The following is an 18,126-nucleotide window of genomic DNA, read 5'->3' on the forward strand; positions in this document are numbered from 1 at the left end:
CAATCACTCAAATATGTGACTCAAGGAAGAGGTAATGACTATGTCTACGACTCAAAATGCGACAGTAGAGAGCAATATTCGTCCAGAGTATGACGATGAGATTCAAAAAATTGCCGATTACGTGCTCAATTATTCTATCGATAATGACTCACCCAATAGCGCTGACGCTTGGAATACCGCCCGCTACTGCTTGATGGACACCTTAGGCTGCGGTTTGCTCGCGCTACGCTTTCCTGAATGTACCAAACACCTCGGACCCGATTGCGCCGATCAAATCACCCCTAATGGCGCGCGCGTGCCCGGTACGCCCCATAGACTTGACCCTATCAAAGCTGCATTTGATATTGGCTGTATGGTGCGCTGGCTTGATTATAATGATACGTGGCTTGCGGCCGAATGGGGACACCCCTCGGACAATCTAGGCGGCATCCTCGCCGTGGCCGACTATATTAGTCAGCAAAACATCAGCCAAGGTCGCGCGCCACTTACCATGAAGTCGGTATTAGAGGCGATGATTATGGCGCATGAGATTCAAGGGGTGCTAGCTTTAGACAACTCATTTAATCGTGTGGGTCTTGACCATGTATTTTTGGTAAAACTGGCCTCAACCGCTGTAGTGGCTAAGCTTTATCAGTTGCCACGTGAGCGTATCATGGCGGCTATCTCGCAAGCGATTGTCGATGGTCAAGCCCTGCGAACTTATCGCCATGCACCCAATGCTGGCAGCCGAAAATCTTGGGCCGCAGGAGATGCGACCAGCCGCGCTGTGCGTTTGGTCGATATCACTCGCCGCGGTGAAATGGGAATTCCGGGGGCACTAACCGCGCCGCAATGGGGCTTTTACGATGTTCTGTTTAGCCATACCAATAAAGACTTAGCACTCAAACCTGAAAGCGAGCGCCGTTTTACCTTCCAACGCGATTTTGGTAGCTATGTGATGGAGAATATCTTATTTAAGATAAGCTTCCCTGCCGAGTTTCATGCTCAGACTGCTTGTGAAGCGGCGGTTATCTTGCACCCACGCGTTGACGATAGGATCGATGAGATTGAAAAAATTGTCCTGACCACTCATGATTCAGCCATTCGAATCATCTCGAAAGAAGGCGCCCTTGATAATCCTGCTGATCGCGATCATTGTTTGCAGTATATGGTTGCCGTACCTTTATTAACCGGCGACCTGATGGCAGAGAATTACGAAGACGATTACCACGCCCAGCACCATATTTTGATTGATGGACTGAGGCGTAAGATGGTTGTGGTAGAAGATCCAAGTTATTCAAAAGATTATCACGATCCAAGTAAGCGCTCGATTGCCAATGCCATTCAGATATTTTTTAAAGACGGCACTAGCACGGATAAAGTCGCCGTCGAATATCCTATTGGTCATAAACGCCGCCGTGCAGAAGGTATCCCCGTACTCAAAGCGAAGTTCCGAGCCAGTTTGGCAACGCGTTTTATTGACAGTCGCTGTGCAGATATTTTTGCCTTGTGTGATGATCAAAAGCGTTTAGAGCAAACGCCGGTTAATGAGTTTATGGATTTATTTATGACGTACTAAATGCCTTAGTTATATTTTACTCCATTAGAATACGCATCGAAAATTTCCACAGCAGTCCAAAAAATACTTTGGAATTAATGAGTTATGAATATCAAAAATTTATTTACCTTCATTTTATTAACTTTCTTACTATCAGCTTGTATTTCTAGTAAGCCAATGAATAGTAGTGTCGTTAATACGAATAATAAACCGAAATTAAGTAATGTTTTTTCTTACTACGATGAAAGTAACAATGTTCAATTTACTGCCTTAATAACAGGAAAATTTATCTTCAAAAATAATTGTTTGTTTTTGGCGGACGGTGGCAGTGTGACTACACCTGTATTTAATACAGACGATGTAAAATTTAATGCAGAGAAAAGAGAAGTTTATTTAAATGGAGAGGTAATTCCCTTAGACAAAGATTTAATGTTGGGAGGAGGATTTGTGGATAGCAAATATCTTCCAAAACTAGACTCAAAAGATAGTGATAACTGCTTAACCGATAGGGTTGCTGTCTTGTATTCTGTAGTTGAAGACACTCCAGAGCTGAGGAAACGCTGGTTAATACCATAGTGTAGTTATAACAGGCTAATAAACATTAATACTTACGGGACTCTCTGTTATACCTATTTAGCTTATAAAAAGAGCGTGTCGTTAAATAAATGACACGCTCTTTTTTATTATCTATGCTTATGCTTTACTTATTTTTATAATTAATGCTCCACCATCACCAAGGTATGAATTCCCCTGCCCAATCTACAAAGTTGCCTGATTGTTCTGCTGTCATATTGCCCAATACTTCAAGCAAGCACTCAGCGCTAAAGGCTGGCGAGAATAAGTTTCCATCAGCCACATTGCCTTGAAATGGGGCCGACAGTTGGGTGTTGACGGTGCCTGGCTGCATCACTACCACACAGACATCTTTGAGCGAGCGCGCCCATTCGATGCTTAGGTTTTTCATGCCCATATTTAGCGCCGCCTTACTCATCCGATAGCTGTACCACCCGCCAAGTTGGTTGTCACTGATACTACCCACCCGTGCCGATATGGTCGCAAAAATCGCTGGCTTGTTTTCAGTTCGGTCAGCTTTTGCGAGTAGCGGTTTGATATGCTTGGCAATCAGCAAACTTGCTAAGGCATTTATTTGCATATTCTGCAAAAAGAACTCCGTCTCCAGTTGTCGTAGTGCTTTTTCTGGTTGATTATACGGCGTATGCAATAACCCCACACAATTAATCACCCAACCAATATGAGTGGTTTGTTGCTTAATCTCAGTAATGGCTTGTTCAATACTATGCTCATTGCTGACATCCATAGGTAACCAGTACAAATTATCAGCGATAAAGTCAGGCTCACTTTTATGATACGTGGCGAATATCTTCCCACTTTGATTATCGTTTTTTTGATTATAAGCAGCCATTTCTATGAGATGTTTAACAATAGCCTGACCGATACCACCAGTACCGCCAATGATTAAGTAGTTTTTTTGATTCACAAAGCACTCCTTATTACCATATGTATGCATTCTTGCATTCATTTTGGCGTATTTACTTTACATTTACTATGCTAAAACGCTAAGAATAATAGAAGTTATCGCTATTCTATATAGGCTACAATAATCACTGACGGGTAAATACTCGACATCTATCAATTGAGATGTCTAAATGCCATTAACTTTTAATCTTAACCTTTTAAATTTAACAAACGCCTTTATACGGATATTATCGCCCTATGCTATCGCCCCAAGACCAATTGACCGAGCTGGTACGGACGCTTGAGATGCAGCAACATGTCTTTGCCACCGATCCGCTACTTGTCACGGAAAAGCTACAAGGCGAGGATGGAAAGCCCATCCAAAAGTTGCATCGCCGTGCTTCGCGTATTGATAGTAACGGTGCGCTGGCACGTGTGCTCGGTAAAATTGATGGTCGTATCAAGGGCATCATGATGGTTATGAGCGTGGTGTGGTGCATCTCAGGGTTTTTGGGATTATTTACTCTGCTTCAGACCAATGTGGTTAATTTCTTTTATGTACTGGTGTGTTTGCTTGGATTTCATACGCTCATGCTGCTGGGCTGGCTGGCAGTGACTTTATTTAATCAAGGCAAACAGTCATCAAATTGGTTTGCCAGCTTCGTTAGCCCCAGTTATTTGATTCGCGGTAAGGATGATGTGACCAAAGCGGCGGTTGATTTGTATGAGCGCCAATTACAACATAGCGGTATGCGCTGGTATCTGGGGCGCTTTAGCCATCAATTATGGCTAGCCACCTTAACCGGTATGCTACTGGCGATTATATTTTTATTGATTGTGCGTCAGTACAGCTTTAGCTGGGAGTCGACGCTCCTCTCGGATCAGGCGCTGATTACCCTCACTCAAATTCTCGGCTGGCTACCAAGCAAGGTTGGATTTACCGTTCCTGACAGTACTGCTATCGTTCAGAGCCGATTGGTGACTGATGCCATGCCGTTATCAATGGCGCGGCAATGGGCAGGATTACTGGTTGGTAGCTTGCTGATGTACGGTATCGTACCAAGAGCGATTGCTTGGGCATTTTGCGCATTGATGTTTCGCCGTAAAAAAATGCGTTTGGACATCAAGCAGCCCTATTATCAAAAGATTTTGAATTTTTGGCAGCGTCAGGTAGTCGATGAAGATGATTTTAATGAAGCACCTGCGCCTATCGCTCCAAAAGCGACGATCAGCGCTGGCAAGAAGTTGGTTGCTCTACTTGAATATCCATCACCACAAAAGAACTGGTGGCAAGATGGTCTGGAGAATAATCAGAAGGAAGTAGAAGATTTCGGTATTCTTGATGACCGTGACGATATGGCTCGTTTAAAGGCTTACCTAGATGATCATCCGGTTCAGGTTTTGATTGGTATTCATAGTAAAGCACTACCTGACCGAGGCACCTTGCGTAAACTTGACCAAATCGCTCATCATGCAAAGGATGGGCTGATTGTACAACTGCTGAGTGATACTAGCCTCATTGATAATAAGGTTAGTAACAATGGTTTAGATCATTCAAATAACTCAGATCCCAAAACGCGAGTATCTGAGCAGCTTTTGGAAAATCAAAACCTTCGTTATCAGCAATGGCAAACCGCCCTTACTACTCGAAAAATTGGTTTAGTGACACCACCGTGATATAGATTTAAATATTAATAATAACGATAAGACGCTATGATGAATAATGACAATGAAAATCAACCTAATACCAATACCCATAATGACGAGATCTCGTTAAGCAAACCTGCCGCGCCCATTAGTACCGCTAAAAAAACCATTGCCAGTGGCGAGGCGCTTAAATTAGCAGTCGTTGGTCATACCAATACCGGTAAGACCTCACTACTACGTACCTTATTACGTGATGTGTATTTTGGGGAAGTCAAAAACGAAGCGGCGACCACGCGCCATGTTGAGCGCGCCCAATTAACCGACAGTCAGACGGGTGAAGTATTGGTGACCTTGTATGATACCCCGGGATTAGAAGATGCCTCAGGGTTAATGGATTGGCTTGAGGACAATACCGCCAGTCGCCGTGATGGTATTGAGCGTTTACAGCAGTTTTTGGCGGCGGATATTGCTCAAGGTACGGATAATAGCGCTTCACAAATTCATGACTATCAAAATAACGATTATAGCCAAGAAGCTAAAGTTATCCGTCAGCTGCTGGCAAGTGATATGGCCATTTACGTTGTTGACGCTCGTGAGCCCGTCCTCGGTAAATATAAAGATGAGTTGGCTATTTTATCTTGGGCTGCGATACCTGTGATGCCGGTATTTAATTTTACCGACAGTCAGGATGCCAATATTGATGAATGGCAGACGATGCTGGCAAGACGTAATTTACACATCTCGACGCGTTTCGATTCCGTGGCTTTTGAGTTTAAGGATGAGATGCGATTATGGCAAAATCTTGCCACCATGCTTACCCATTCAGAAATGCTCGAGCAATTGATGGCGCGTCGTACAGAAGACTGGGCACAGCTTTATGATGAGGCCAATATTGTTATTGCGGACTTTTTATTAAATGTCGCGTCATTTGTGCGTGAAATTAGTGAAGATGACGACCCAATGCCCGTGCTTGAGCAAATGCAAGAAGCGGTTAGACAAAGTGAACGGGCAATGCAGCATGATTTGCTTAACTTATATAAATTTTATGATAACGCCGTGGCAGCTACGCCACTTGAACTACAAGCTTATCAGCAAGACCCGTTTGACCCTGAGCTTCTTAAAAGCTATGGCATCCGAACCACATCTGGTGCGGCAGCTGGCGCATTATTGGGGTTGGGTATTGACGCTGCAGCACTCGGTACAACGTTAGGTTTGGGCGCTGCCATAGGCGGTATCGCAGGCGGGTTATTATCTAATACCAGTAGTATCGCTGACAGAATCACTGGGGTAAAACGCTTATATATTGACCCTGCCACCCTGACGTTACTCGCCACGCGAGCGATAGATTTACTTACCGCTCTACGACATCGTGGTCATGCGGCAACCGATGCCACTCAACTGATATACAGTGGCGCAAAAAATGATACTGAAATATTAAATAACGACGATGAAGATAATGAAGAAGACAATGTCGTGACGTTATGGCCGACACATAAATTACCCAGTGAGCTTAAGAAAGCGCGTGGGAAGCCACAATGGTCAGCGCTCAGTAGCGGTAAGTCCGAACAGGCTCAATTACTGCGAGTTGATATGGCGTGGTCGCTGGCAAGTAAGCTACAGTCATACAAGCCTGAAAATTGGTAGCTCAATTCCTTTCTTTACAGTAAAGAATGTAATAACGTACTTAGCGCTTCAGTACCGCGCACGTCTGTTTGCTGTAGATAAATCGGATACAGCGGATAGTTGGTGAAACTGTTTTCAATATCCTGCATCAATTGCTGTTGCCTCTCAGCACGAAGTCGCCAGAACTCATCCGACTGCATGGGTGCTATCAGTTGATTGATGACTATCGCGGCGGGTGTCAGTTTGCTCTCTTCCAACTGTTCAATAGCACGTTTGGTTTCTGCTAGCGGTAATACATCCGCCGTCATGACTAAGACAATCGCGGTCTTTTGACGATCATGGAGTAATACTCCTGCTTGGCGAAATAGCTGTTTGCGTTTTTCTAGAACTGCTACCGCTTGCTCCCAGCGGTCAGGTTTTTTCGGGGCAAATGGATTGGCTATATCGTTCTTTTGAGGACGGTTTTGGTTTTTATCTTTTTGGTTATGAGCATCCAAATGAGTCGCTACCGAGCGCAATTTTGCTTGTCGCCGTTGCTGTGCGAGCAATCCATCTGTCCATGCTCCCATCATCTCTGGTAATACAAGCAAACGCAAAGTATGGCCTGTCGGTGCCGTATCAAAAATAATATGTTGATAGTTGGCATCTGCTGCCGTGATTAAATGCTGACACATAGACTCAAGCATCGCTGCTTCTTGTGCGCCAGGTGCCGACTTTGAGAGCCGTAAATGCTCTCGGATTTTAGGCATCATATCTGGAGTGGCATAAGACTTAATAGTAGATTCAACTTGAGCAAAATGCGCATCGACGATGACATCAGGGTTTAGCTCAATCGCATCAAGATACGGCGTAATCGCGGTTTTTTCGTTATTGAGCCGTACCTTTAATACATCACCCAAGCTGTGCGCCGGATCAGTTGAAACAATCAAGGTCTTTTTTTGCTGGCTTGCATAATAACTGGCAAGCGCGGCCGCGGTTGTGGTTTTTCCGACTCCGCCTTTGCCGCCAATAAATATGATAGGCTGCGGCGATAGTTGATCTACTAATCCGTGTAGAGCGTGTAATGCCATATTCGTATCTCAATTTTAATTCACAAGACTTTTAATTAAAGAGTTCTTATTCATTCATTTTTTATTATTACAAAACGAACTAACAACAACCAACGTGGTCAAATGGGCATTTATCCATGCCCATGCGTGTATGCCACTCGTGGAAGTTTTCCAAAAATAAAGGCTGCAGCTCTAAGGTATAAAAGCTGGCGGGATTATCAATTCCTAGGCTCTCTGCAAACATCAGCAGCATAAAAAAATCTTCTTCATCACGCGCCGCCCGTGCCATCGTTTGGCGATAAGGCGCATGATAAAATTCATTGAGTCCCGCTACAAAACGTTGCCACCATGGCGATGCATTTTCTGTCGCTTTTATCGGCTCATTGTCATTCTTGTTTTCATTTTTCATAATTTACTCGAACAGTTTGCTCGTATTTTCCGTTTCTTTATTATCTATCATGCCTAACCTATATAAAAAACGCCAGCAATTGCTGCTAGCGTTTTTTTCATACAGATACGGATTACAACTTTTTCTCTAAGCGTCTTTTTTTCCTTTATGTGACGTCCATTCTTTGCGTAGAACCGACAGACTTTCAAACGTTACTAAAATCGTTGCGATCAGAATGATAATGTCCATAATAATGAGCAGCCAATTACCATCAACATAAAAGGTTTTTAGCTGAATCAATAACGCAAAGACAGTCATAACAAGTAAGAATGACAAGGGTGCTAAGGTGTACCAAACCGGTCTACCTTTACGTAATAAAATGACCGTGACAATCATAAGAGTCAAAGCCGCCATGAGCTGGTTGGTGGTACCAAATAATGGCCAGATAATCATTCCGCCTGCACCATCAATACCGCCTGCGCCAAACGCCAATAGTAGACAGCTTCCAACAGCAAGGAAAGTAGCTACGACACTCTTGCTTAGCACTGGAATATTATAAAATTCACCAAACTCTTGGAAGATATAACGTTGCAGACGTACGCCCGTATCCATCGTGGTGCCTGCGAACAAGGCTGCCATGACAGTTAGCATCGTTTGTGAAAGGACCATATCGATACCAACACCTGCATTTAATATGGTCGCGCCGCCATCGATAAAAGCACCGATAGAACCGTCGCCAAATTTTTGATAAACCGCTTGCCAATCACCTAACGTAGCAAAACCTGCGGTGGCAGCAAGGATAGCACCCAGTGCGAGCATGCCTTCGCCCATAGCACCAAAATAACCAACGAAACGCACATCACCTTCTTTATCAATCTGTTTAGAAGTGGTTCCGGTCGCCACCAAGCCGTGGAATCCTGAGATAGCACCGCAAGCAATAGTGACAAACAATAATGGCATTAATGAAGGCGTACCGACGGGCAAATCATGATTAATCGCTGGCGCGACAATGTTTGGCGTCGCAATAAATACGGCCGCGTATAATAGAATCAGACCAACAAATAGTTGTAGCCCATTGATGTAATCACGCGGCTGCAATAGCATCCATACTGGTAATAAGGAGGCAATCGCGGCATAGGCAAATAAAATAATAATCCATATGGCGTTATCAGGAAGTCCCATAAAAGTTTCTGGTAACACGACTGGGAACATAGGACCGAGATAGATAAGTCCATATAATGCGACGACTCCAATGATGGAGACCCAAACCAGATTCATCTTATAGCGATAGATACACTGACCGATAATAAAGGCCACCACTAATGCACCCCAGACAGGTAACACAGAAGACGGGGTTTTTATCATCATATTGGCGATAGCAACGCCAAATACCGCGTTTACCATCAATAGCAATAAGAAAATCACTACCATCATTAAACTACGCACGCGTGTGCCCATGACAGTACCAGCAATCGAGCCAATAGACTGGCCCTTATTGCGCATACTAGCCCAAATGGCTGACATATCATGTACGCCTGCCATAAAAATGGTGCCTAAAACCACCCAAATGATGGCTGGTACCCAACCCCAAATGACCGCAATTGCAGGGCCAATAATCGGCGCCGCCCCTGCTACCGAGGTAAAATGATGTCCCCATAATACATACTTATTGGTGGGGATATAATCGACACCATCTTTCATCGTATGGGCTGGCGTGGGACGACTGTTGTCCAATGCCAAAATCTTAGTGGCGATAAATTTTGAGTAAAACAGATAACCGCAAAGCATCGCGGCGACACCAACTAACAGTACAATAGCACTATTCATCTTATCTCTCCCTAGACAAGTAGTAGATAACCTTATAAGTTCAAGCTTTTTAAATTAAAATCCAAAAAATATGCTAGATTAGTGAGCAATGAGAGACTCGGCTCATTGCTTTTCAGGACACAGTTATCAAAAAACAGCCATTAGAAATAATAGCAGACCCTTATATTATCACTGGCTAACAAAGCATTGCATTTTAAGATTAAGACATTCGACTAATCAGCCATAAAGCACAATGAGTCTTTACTTATTTCATGGTTTAGATAGTAACTTATTTAACAGTAATTGTAACGTTAGCGAAACACTAAAAACAATAAATACAGGAGTTATAATGACCTATTACTTTGGATTCATCCCTTCAGACAAATTAAAAGCGCTGATTATTGAGGCCGAGCAAGTGGTTGCATCCGATGAAAAAGTAGATTATTACCTTTATCGTGATGCCCTTACCCATCAAACAGCGCGTGATCTTATCGATAATTTATTGGTGGGATTGGTTGAGATTATTCCAAATCCAGAACGCCAAGCTTCTATGCGTAAAGTGGTTGGCACGGTCGAAAAAGCGACGGATACCTTGCTTAATATCTTACTTGGCAAAGAAAATAACGAAGAAGTGCTGCCGAGCTTTCATTTTTTGAGGGATAAAGCGACCTTTATAGATAACGAAGGTGAGAAGCGTATCGGTTTTAAATTGTCCGACGCAGACGCTCAAACTATTAAGAAAGGTTTTGCGGCTATCACCCCCGAACATGTAGATATGAAAACGTTTAAAACGGCGCTTGAAACAATGAACGAAGAGACGTTGACGCATTTTATTAGCCGCTATGCTGAAACGTTAAAACTTGGCATGATCAAACGCAAATCTGTGCCAGTTGCCAAGGCTGCTATCGATAAAGGAATGAACATGGCGTTGAATAAGTTACTGCCTGATTTGCCTGATGCGTCATTGAACCGTTTGGCGAATTATTATCGCCCTTTTATCGTAAAAAAATCTGAATAGCGGCTATATTAGCAACTATTATGTTTTTATTAAGGCTGTAGTGTTGGGCAATTTTATTAAAATTTGCTAAAATAGGCGGCACTTTTATCAAAGGCGCAACTCATGACCCAAATTAGTAATCAAGAAATCGAAAAAACCCTGCGCAATTCAGAGTGCCTGATCAGCAGTATCGAAGTAGCTGCTGCTTATGAGCGCTTGGCCGCCCAGCTCAACCTACATTATGCCGGTTTAAACCCAATCGTGATGGTCGTTATGAACGGCGGACTTATCCCAGCCGGTCAGCTTCTGACACATTTGACGTTCTACCATCGCATGCACTATATCCACGCATCGCGCTATCGTGATAACGCAGGCACCAACGAACTTGATTGGAAGTTTAAGCCTGATGTGAACCTCGAGGGCGAACACATTTTGTTAATTGATGATATTTTTGATGAAGGCATTACGCTAAAAGCCATTGTTGAAGAATTGGGCAAAGAAGAGCCACTATCTATCCAGTGCTGTGTGCTGTTGAATAAAGAGCACGATCGCAAAGTGGAAGAATTCGACGTTGATTTTGTGGGCATTAATGTCGCAGACCGTTACGTCTATGGCTGCGGTATGGATTTTCATGGTTACTTGCGCCATTTACCAGGTATCTATGCCATTAAAGAAGACAAAATCTAATTACAACGTTTTAAACTTAAAAAAGCATCCAATTTGGATGCTTTTTTTTACTCGTTTTCCCTTTCTTACACTGACAGCCTATCTTCTCATAACTTTAAACAACAATACCACTCTCCTACTCTAACAGTTTCTCAAACTGTAAGCTCAGTCCGGTTTGACGTAGCGTCGGCGTCGATAAGGCAGTACTCAAGGCCGAAGCAGTACTAAAAATAGAAACTCGTTTTTTGGCTCGTGTCACAGCGGTATAAATCAACTCTTGGCTTAGTAATCGTGCATTATTGTCATCAAAGCTAATTGCCACATGGTCAAATTCCGACCCTTGTGATTTATGAATGGTCATTGCATATGCAGTTGCAACCATCTCATCACTTAGTATATTAATATTGATACCGTGCTTTTTATTTTCAAAAAATACCTGTAGCCGCCCCTGCTCTACTTGCAGGCAGATACCAATATCACCGTTAAATAGTCCTAGTTCATAATTGTTTTGCAATACCATGACTGGACGACCGTGATACCAAGGTGATTTGGAAAGGGGCAGCTTTAATTGCGTCTTATGTTGCTCGCTCAGATAATTATTGATGTAATGGTCACCGCAGCGGCCGTGATGCCCTGCTGTTAATATACGAAAGTGATTGAGTAGAATCATAAGTTCATCAAAATCGGTAAGATATTCTTTAGTTGGCATCAATTTTGCTGTTTTGGATTTGTTTAGTGTTTTTTGTGTTTTATTGAAGTATTTGAGGTAGTTTTCTGATTGCTTTTTGAGGAATCTATAATTACTTAGGCTATTTTTTATTCTATTAGTTGTTGTATTGCTGTCAGTTTCTTTATTATCATCTACTGTTAAATGGTAAAACTCTAATGCCTCATCTTTTTCAAGAACCTGCCAAACGGCTGACATACTTCCAGTGTTACTTTTGCTTTCACTTCCTTGTTGATTAATAAGTTTAGCAAGTTGACCAATCCCCGAATCCTCTTTGAAACGGCGACTGGCGATTAAACGTTGGTGCACGTCTTGCAGCACTGGTATACGGCACAAGTCTGCCAATACTGCTCCTGCATCGACTGCTGCGAGCTGATTAGCGTCACCAAGTAGTATCAGCCGCGCATTGGGCTTTATTGCACTTACCAAATAATTGGCGAGTTCTACCCCAAGCATAGAAGCTTCATCAACGATGACGATGTCTTCACTGAGCGGATTATCTTTGTGATAACGCGGTCGTCCACTCTGCCCGATGCCGAGTAAGCGATGAATGGTCTTCGCCTCTGGCAACTGTAAACAAACCCCTGCTTGTTGAATAGCGTCCTGTAACGACTCTTGCATACGCTGAGCAGCCTTTCCCGTCGGAGCTGCTAGGGCTAAATTGGCCTTTGACTCGTTACCTTGCTCGTCTGCTACCTGTTCTTGCTGCAATGCCATGACTAACTGGGCAACGGTAAAGGTTTTGCCTGTTCCTGGGCCGCCAGTGATGATGCTAAATGCAGAACGGTTTGCCATGTGGATGGCATCCTGTTGTTCGGTATTGAGTAGCGGGTTAGGCGCTATCGGTAATTCTACAAGGGTTTGATTTTTAATACGTACAACATGCTGCGCTAAGGCGTATTCTGCCTGCCAAGCACGATGTAACCATAAGGTGATTTTGGTTATTTGATTGGTTGAATTTTTGTCTACTTGAAAGATAATTGGTCTTGTAGTGTCGTTTTCTTCTTTTGCGTTGTTTATGAATAATGGTTGGCTGACTAGTAGTTGATTTAATTTGCTTAGGCTATTTATTGTTGAGGAAGCGCTGCTTGCTATGTCTTTTAATGAATTATAAAGATTAACGCAAGCTTTTCGACGCTGATTTAACAATCGCTTGTCAGGTATGGTTAATGTAGATTGGCGTAGCGCTGTATCCCAAATCAATTCATCTTCTAGCACCTCAGCAGGCGGTAACTCCGTCATATTAGTGCTTAACAATACTGATAAAAGTGGCTGTAGTAAAGGTTGCAATAACTGTTGTTGCCAGTTAAACAACTCTACAGCGTCATCGAGCAGATGATTGCTGGTATCATGATTAGAAGCCTCAAGCACCAATACGGTATCCCCTTCTTCTAAGCGTTGTACCAATACTTCAAATAACGTCTCAAACAACCAATCTTGACTGTCTTTAGTGTCAGTCGCCTCATTATTTAGCAACTGATTTTGGTAAGCTATCTGCGTTTGTGCGCGGCGCTGCAATAAATATTGACTGATCGTCGTCGCCCAACTACTGCCTACACCATCACTCATGAGGTTTTGAATAGTATTGGTTGCTTTTTTTTGCTTGCTTACACCATTCATGCTGTTAACATCACTCATCGTTTATCCGTCTTTATCATAATTCTTAGATTGTTTATTTAAAAAACACTAGGGCTACCAAACATCTCATCCAATGCATCAACCAGCTCAAACGGTATTTGCCACTGAATACGTCCATAGCTCTGTGTACCTTGTGAGTCAATACCACGCAAAAATACATACTCTACGGCACCCAAATATTGTGTTTCATTACCTAAGTAGCCTTTTAAACGCAGACGTAAAAATCGATGCAAGGCCACTTGGTAAATAGCGGCCTGTAACCAATAACCTGCTTTATTCATTGCGGCACTTAGATTTTCTTGGCTATAATTACTTAGGCTATTCCCTAAGTAATTACTTTTATAGTCGACCACATAGTACTTGCCAGCGTACTCATACACGAGATCAATCTCACCGCGCAAATAACGATAAATGTGGTTAGTGAACTGTGCCGTAAGCTCGATATGCTTCTCAGGCTCATCTGGTAAATACTGCTTAAAGACACGGTTTATATCCTCAGGAGTAAAGTCTTCTGACAACCCCATATTAAAGCTCAGCTCAGCAATACGCTGCCGAGCTGGTATGGCCTGCAAAGGCTGACCAGACGCTAATAACGGTGCGACCAATACATCCGCTACCCAAGCCATCAGCTCCTCATGAGCAGCACCTAGCTGATTGGTTTCTGCTAGATTGGTACCTTCATCTTTTTCTAAAGGCACTGCTTGATTTTGCTGCAATCGCTGTTGCGTCGTAGCGCTGGCATAGCTAATCGGTAACTGATACTGACGAATGCTTTGATCAATGATAACTGACCATTTACTATTATCGGTAAAATCTATTTTTTCAAAAATTTCATGCAGAAATGTACCGGCATTCGCCCCTTTTACAAAGCGGAACCGAATGTTATTGCTAGTAATTAGATGACCGGTATCGCTACTACCACCACTGGGCAAGCCCTGTTGCAGTTCACTGTTATCTACAGAGTTAACAGCCAAATTCATACTATCAGTCAGATCTAAATCATCCTCTACCCCATCATCAAATACGGCCAACGCTTGGCTATGTTCATTCAATTGACGCGATAGCGCAGTAAAGCTGGTCTTAGCCCAGCCCCTAAACGTGCTAAGTTGTATCTGAGCATAAGCACTTTGGTAATCGATACGCTTTACTGAATCTGCCTCAGAAAAAGAACCTTCATTAACAGACTGTTGAGGCATTTTTTTGGTCTTAAGAATAGTTTCAGCGATAGGCTCAATAGCGGCGCATTCTAGCCAGCCGATATAAGGCTGCAGTCTGTCTGGCAGTGCAAACTTATGATCCGCGCAACTTAACCATTGTAAGCTCGGCTTACGTTCAGCATCGGTTTTGTTATAGCCATCCTTAAGTACCATATATAACTGCTCACTAGCACGAGTAAAGGCAACATAAGCCAGTCGTCTCAGCTCTTCATAGTTTTCCGTGGTTTCAAACTGTGCGTAATAGTCTGTTGGTTTGTCGCCTTTAGCAGACTTACTGTGAGACTTACCTTTACTGGCAGACAGACGGCGTTCTGTTTTGTTTTCCTCTACTTCATAATCATATAAAAATAGATTATGGTCACTATGGCCGCCCGCTTTAGGACTAGCGCCATCCATACCAACGACATAGACAATTGGGAACTCAAGCCCTTTCGATTTATGAATAGTCATAAGCTGCACCCCTGATTCTGTCGGGAGAGGCTGCTGCTGGGCCCATTCTGGCGTGCGGCGGCTATTCATGTTTTTCTTATACCATGCCAGCAGCTCATACTCACCGATATGCATACCATGCTGCGCCAAAATGTCTAGCAGATGCCGTAAATCCATCAAGTAGCGAGCACCATCTTCTAAGTCGGCAAGCCCGACCCATACATTTTGACTTTTCGATTGTCTTTGACTTTTCGATTGTCTATCAGTTAATAGCCTGTTTTGATTAATCGCTCCGCCAATCATGGGATTGCGTCCAAACAAATAATGCAGTGCCGACAAAATACCGTTATGCCGCCAATGCGAAGCAGCAGTCTTTAAATACAACTGAAAATCTTGATAACGCTGTTTTAACTCGGCTTGCTCAGAATTTATCTTTTCAGGCGTTTGGTTAATATTAGTATCAGTACTCGTTTCGCTTTGATCGTCATCCAGTATCTCGTCATCCAGCATCAATGCTTGAACATCGTTCAGACTCATCTGATAAAAGTTACTGGTCAATACGCGATTAATAATGTCACGGCGATGTGGTCGTAGCATCGCTTCTAATAGAGCCGCCAAGTCAGCAGCAATAGGCGTATCAAAGACATTTTTTTCAGCGGTTTCTAGCGTGGGAACGCCAAGCTTGCCGAGCATATCTTCAACCTGCTTTAGCTCATGCTTGCGTCGACCAAGCACACCAATATCATTTGGTTTGATGGGTCGTCCTTCTATCGTTTGCTCGCTTGCCAGTAGTGCGGCGATATGCAACGCGGTTAGCTCAAAAGCATTGTGCTTGGCGTGCTTGTCATAAGGCAAATGAATCACACTAACGGGGCTGTTAGATAAAATATCAGTACTTTCCGCTTGCTCCTTTATTTGCCCATCTACGGACGTTTGCCATGACAGGCGCAAATCAGTGTTGGCGGCCATGATATGTTGATAATAGATACTCTTGCCCAACTGCGCCAATTGGGAGGCTGTATCAGAAACAAAATCTTGAAAGTCTGCGACAGGAGCAGGTCTTCCAAACCAGTGGTTTAATGCCGTAATCAAACGCTCATTAGAGCGGCGATTAACATTAAGAGTCATGATCTTCTCTTTAGCAAACTTCGCCTTCATGGCGTTATAGTTGGCAACATCACCGCCGCGAAAGCCATAAATCGCTTGTTTTGGATCGCCAACCAGCAAAAGAAAACCGCGACTTCCGCTCTGATTCACTCCATCTGTTTTATCATTACTCCTAGACAAATAAATGCGCTCAATCATACGCGCCTGTTCACCATTGATATCTTGTGACTCATCAATCAAGGCTACCGGATAATGGTGGCGAATATAACGTGCTAAGCGCTCACCTTGTCTACCTGATAGTGCTTGGTTTAAGCGCACCATTTGCAAGGCAAACGTAGTCTCGCGGCGTGTTTCTAATATCGAAGGTAGTTTTTGCCGAACTTTTAGGGCGATATCACGGTTAAGGTTTTCTATAAGGGCATCAAGATATAGCTCAATCTGTTCAGTGTAGCTACGTAATGAGGCTAATAATTGAATACCTTTAAAATTAGCCAATATTTGACGCTGTTCATCAAATTTCTTTTTAAAAAGATTACCGCCATCTTCCTCACTAATAAAAAGGGCTGATACCAAACTATAAAAACTTTCAGAATCAGCATCTAAATTTGCGAAAAAAGCACCATCATATTGATGAACCAACTGTTGAATAGTCACAATAGCGTATATGGTTTTACCAAATTTACTGCCTTTTTTTAGTCCTTTTTCAATACCAAAATCTATATCGAAATACGGCTCAACATCCTTTAAATCGCAATTTTTAAAAGCCTCTAACGCTTGCTGATAAGCGGCAAAATCTATTTCTTCACCCATCTCAACCGCTTCAATCGGCGTTGATATAAATTGCATGGATTTTTGCGCAACGTTGATATGGTCGGCAGGCGCTGTCAAACGCTTGGTGTGCTGCAATAATTGATATATCTCAGGCTTTTGATTATATAAATAGCTGTGATGGGCGCGTACGGTATCATGAATGATACTTTCTATGACTATTTGCTCCTGATCGCTGATTTGGATGCCTTGCTGATATCCAGTTTCAGCACTATATTCAGACAGCCATTTTTGCGACAAGCTATCTAAGGTACCAACAAATAGCTTATCTAGCGTTGTTAGCACCAAAGCACAGCGCCTCATGGCATCTGCCAAGGGGTAGTCTTCGGTATGATCCAATAAATAGGTCAGCAAGTAGCTATTGATAGGATCTGATAGCAAATCGGCATTGCCAGAAAGTTTTGCTTTTTCTGCTAACCACTCTCTACGAGCCTGTTTTTGCTCAGCGCTGACTTTTTTATCCGACTGCTCATTTTTTAAAAAGCTATTATCTATCGCTCCAGTATCGGTACTATTTTTACCAACAAAAAGCTGCGGATAAAGAATAGGATGCGAGCTTGGGTTTGTTTGGACATTATTCAGCCATTGTAATAACTGATAAAAATCAACCAAACGATCATGGATACGTTGGCGCATTTCAGCAGCAGCGGCGCGGGTAAAAGTAGTGGCAATAATATGCTCAGGCGCACGTTTTGCTTCGATAAGTAGGCGCAATACAATACCGGTTAAAGTCCAGGTTTTGCCCGTACCGGCTGAGGCTTCTATCAGATAGTTACCGTTTAATTTAATACGAATCGCAGGTGGTTCTTCTGGCTTAACAGCAGTTTTATCAATGATGCCATTGGTTAAATTGTCGAGGCTGGCATGGCTATAATCATCATTATTATAATCACTACTATAGGTATGACCGACGTCATGTAAGCCATTCGCAGTACTGATAGCGTTGTTATATTGATCCATAAAAAATCACTTGTTCAAAATCGTACCATTA

The 18,126-nt window shown here is 42.9% G+C and carries 12 protein-coding genes; 6 read left to right on the forward strand and 6 right to left on the reverse strand.

Annotation, left to right across the window (positions count from 1 at the left end):
• Positions 1–40: 40 nt before the first annotated feature.
• Entirely contained in the window at positions 41–1,558 is a 1,518-nt protein-coding gene (locus B4K26_RS11185; RefSeq protein ID WP_296245574.1) for a bifunctional 2-methylcitrate dehydratase/aconitate hydratase, read from the forward strand.
• A gap of 84 nt (positions 1,559–1,642) precedes the next feature.
• Complete coding sequence (locus tag B4K26_RS11190) at positions 1,643–2,113, forward strand: hypothetical protein (RefSeq protein ID WP_296245575.1); 471 nt, start codon at positions 1,643–1,645, stop codon at positions 2,111–2,113.
• Between the two features lie 154 nt (positions 2,114–2,267).
• Here B4K26_RS11190 and B4K26_RS11195 read toward each other — a convergent pair whose 3' ends face one another.
• Positions 2,268–3,035: an SDR family oxidoreductase gene (locus B4K26_RS11195; RefSeq protein ID WP_296245576.1), complete on the reverse strand. Its 768-nt coding sequence runs from the start codon at positions 3,033–3,035 to the stop codon at positions 2,268–2,270.
• A gap of 236 nt (positions 3,036–3,271) precedes the next feature.
• Between B4K26_RS11195 and B4K26_RS11200 the strand changes: the two genes are divergently transcribed.
• A complete protein-coding gene (locus B4K26_RS11200) occupies positions 3,272–4,690 on the forward strand; it encodes a DUF2868 domain-containing protein (RefSeq protein ID WP_296245577.1) in 1,419 nt (472 codons plus the stop codon).
• A 39-nt stretch (positions 4,691–4,729) separates the two neighbouring features.
• The gene (locus B4K26_RS11205; protein WP_296245605.1) at positions 4,730–6,304 is read left to right on the forward strand and encodes a DUF3482 domain-containing protein; all 1,575 of its coding nucleotides are present in this window, start codon (positions 4,730–4,732) and stop codon (positions 6,302–6,304) included.
• 14 nt (positions 6,305–6,318) lie between these two features.
• Here the strand turns inward: B4K26_RS11205 and B4K26_RS11210 are convergent, their stop codons facing one another.
• The 3 genes from B4K26_RS11210 to B4K26_RS11220 form a co-directional block, all read right to left on the reverse strand.
• Entirely contained in the window at positions 6,319–7,353 is a 1,035-nt protein-coding gene (locus B4K26_RS11210; protein WP_296245578.1) for an ArsA family ATPase, read from the reverse strand.
• A 79-nt stretch (positions 7,354–7,432) separates the two neighbouring features.
• Positions 7,433–7,741 carry a cory-CC-star protein gene (locus B4K26_RS11215; RefSeq protein WP_296245579.1) on the reverse strand — a complete coding sequence of 103 codons (309 nt, stop codon included), beginning with the start codon at positions 7,739–7,741 and terminating at the stop codon, positions 7,433–7,435.
• 126 nt (positions 7,742–7,867) lie between these two features.
• Entirely contained in the window at positions 7,868–9,547 is a 1,680-nt protein-coding gene (locus B4K26_RS11220) for a carbon starvation CstA family protein (RefSeq protein WP_296245580.1), read from the reverse strand.
• Positions 9,548–9,875: 328 nt separating this feature from the next.
• Here B4K26_RS11220 and B4K26_RS11225 point away from each other — a divergent pair, with 328 nt between their 5' ends.
• Entirely contained in the window at positions 9,876–10,544 is a 669-nt protein-coding gene (locus B4K26_RS11225) for a hypothetical protein (RefSeq protein ID WP_296245581.1), read from the forward strand.
• A gap of 102 nt (positions 10,545–10,646) precedes the next feature.
• Positions 10,647–11,210, forward strand: a complete 564-nt coding sequence (locus B4K26_RS11230; RefSeq protein WP_296245582.1) for a hypoxanthine-guanine phosphoribosyltransferase — start codon at positions 10,647–10,649, stop codon at positions 11,208–11,210.
• A 115-nt stretch (positions 11,211–11,325) separates the two neighbouring features.
• Here B4K26_RS11230 and recD read toward each other — a convergent pair whose 3' ends face one another.
• Together recD and B4K26_RS11240 are read right to left on the reverse strand one after the other, a co-directional pair.
• Entirely contained in the window at positions 11,326–13,554 is a 2,229-nt protein-coding gene (gene recD / locus B4K26_RS11235; protein WP_296245583.1) for an exodeoxyribonuclease V subunit alpha, read from the reverse strand.
• Positions 13,555–13,592: 38 nt separating this feature from the next.
• Positions 13,593–18,095: a UvrD-helicase domain-containing protein gene (locus B4K26_RS11240; RefSeq protein ID WP_296245584.1), complete on the reverse strand. Its 4,503-nt coding sequence runs from the start codon at positions 18,093–18,095 to the stop codon at positions 13,593–13,595.
• Between the last annotated feature and the right edge of the window lie 31 nt (positions 18,096–18,126).

It is taken from the genome of Psychrobacter sp. UBA6766, from assembly GCF_002453355.1.
Lineage (GTDB): Bacteria > Pseudomonadota > Gammaproteobacteria > Pseudomonadales > Moraxellaceae > Psychrobacter.

Excerpts from the sequence above, each read along its gene's own strand:
- B4K26_RS11230 (WP_296245582.1), top strand. The coding sequence starts at position 10,647 with ATGACCCAAATTAGTAATCAAGAAATCGAAAAAACCCTGCGCAATTCA.
- B4K26_RS11220 (WP_296245580.1), bottom strand. The coding sequence starts at position 9,547 with ATGAATAGTGCTATTGTACTGTTAGTTGGTGTCGCCGCGATGCTTTGC.
- B4K26_RS11185 (WP_296245574.1), top strand. The coding sequence starts at position 41 with ATGTCTACGACTCAAAATGCGACAGTAGAGAGCAATATTCGTCCAGAG.
- B4K26_RS11210 (WP_296245578.1), bottom strand. The coding sequence starts at position 7,353 with ATGGCATTACACGCTCTACACGGATTAGTAGATCAACTATCGCCGCAG.
- B4K26_RS11240 (WP_296245584.1), bottom strand. The coding sequence starts at position 18,095 with ATGGATCAATATAACAACGCTATCAGTACTGCGAATGGCTTACATGAC.
- B4K26_RS11190 (WP_296245575.1), top strand. The coding sequence starts at position 1,643 with ATGAATATCAAAAATTTATTTACCTTCATTTTATTAACTTTCTTACTA.
- B4K26_RS11215 (WP_296245579.1), bottom strand. The coding sequence starts at position 7,741 with ATGAAAAATGAAAACAAGAATGACAATGAGCCGATAAAAGCGACAGAA.
- recD (WP_296245583.1), bottom strand. The coding sequence starts at position 13,554 with ATGAGTGATGTTAACAGCATGAATGGTGTAAGCAAGCAAAAAAAAGCA.
- B4K26_RS11225 (WP_296245581.1), top strand. The coding sequence starts at position 9,876 with ATGACCTATTACTTTGGATTCATCCCTTCAGACAAATTAAAAGCGCTG.
- B4K26_RS11205 (WP_296245605.1), top strand. The coding sequence starts at position 4,730 with ATGAATAATGACAATGAAAATCAACCTAATACCAATACCCATAATGAC.
- B4K26_RS11200 (WP_296245577.1), top strand. The coding sequence starts at position 3,272 with ATGCTATCGCCCCAAGACCAATTGACCGAGCTGGTACGGACGCTTGAG.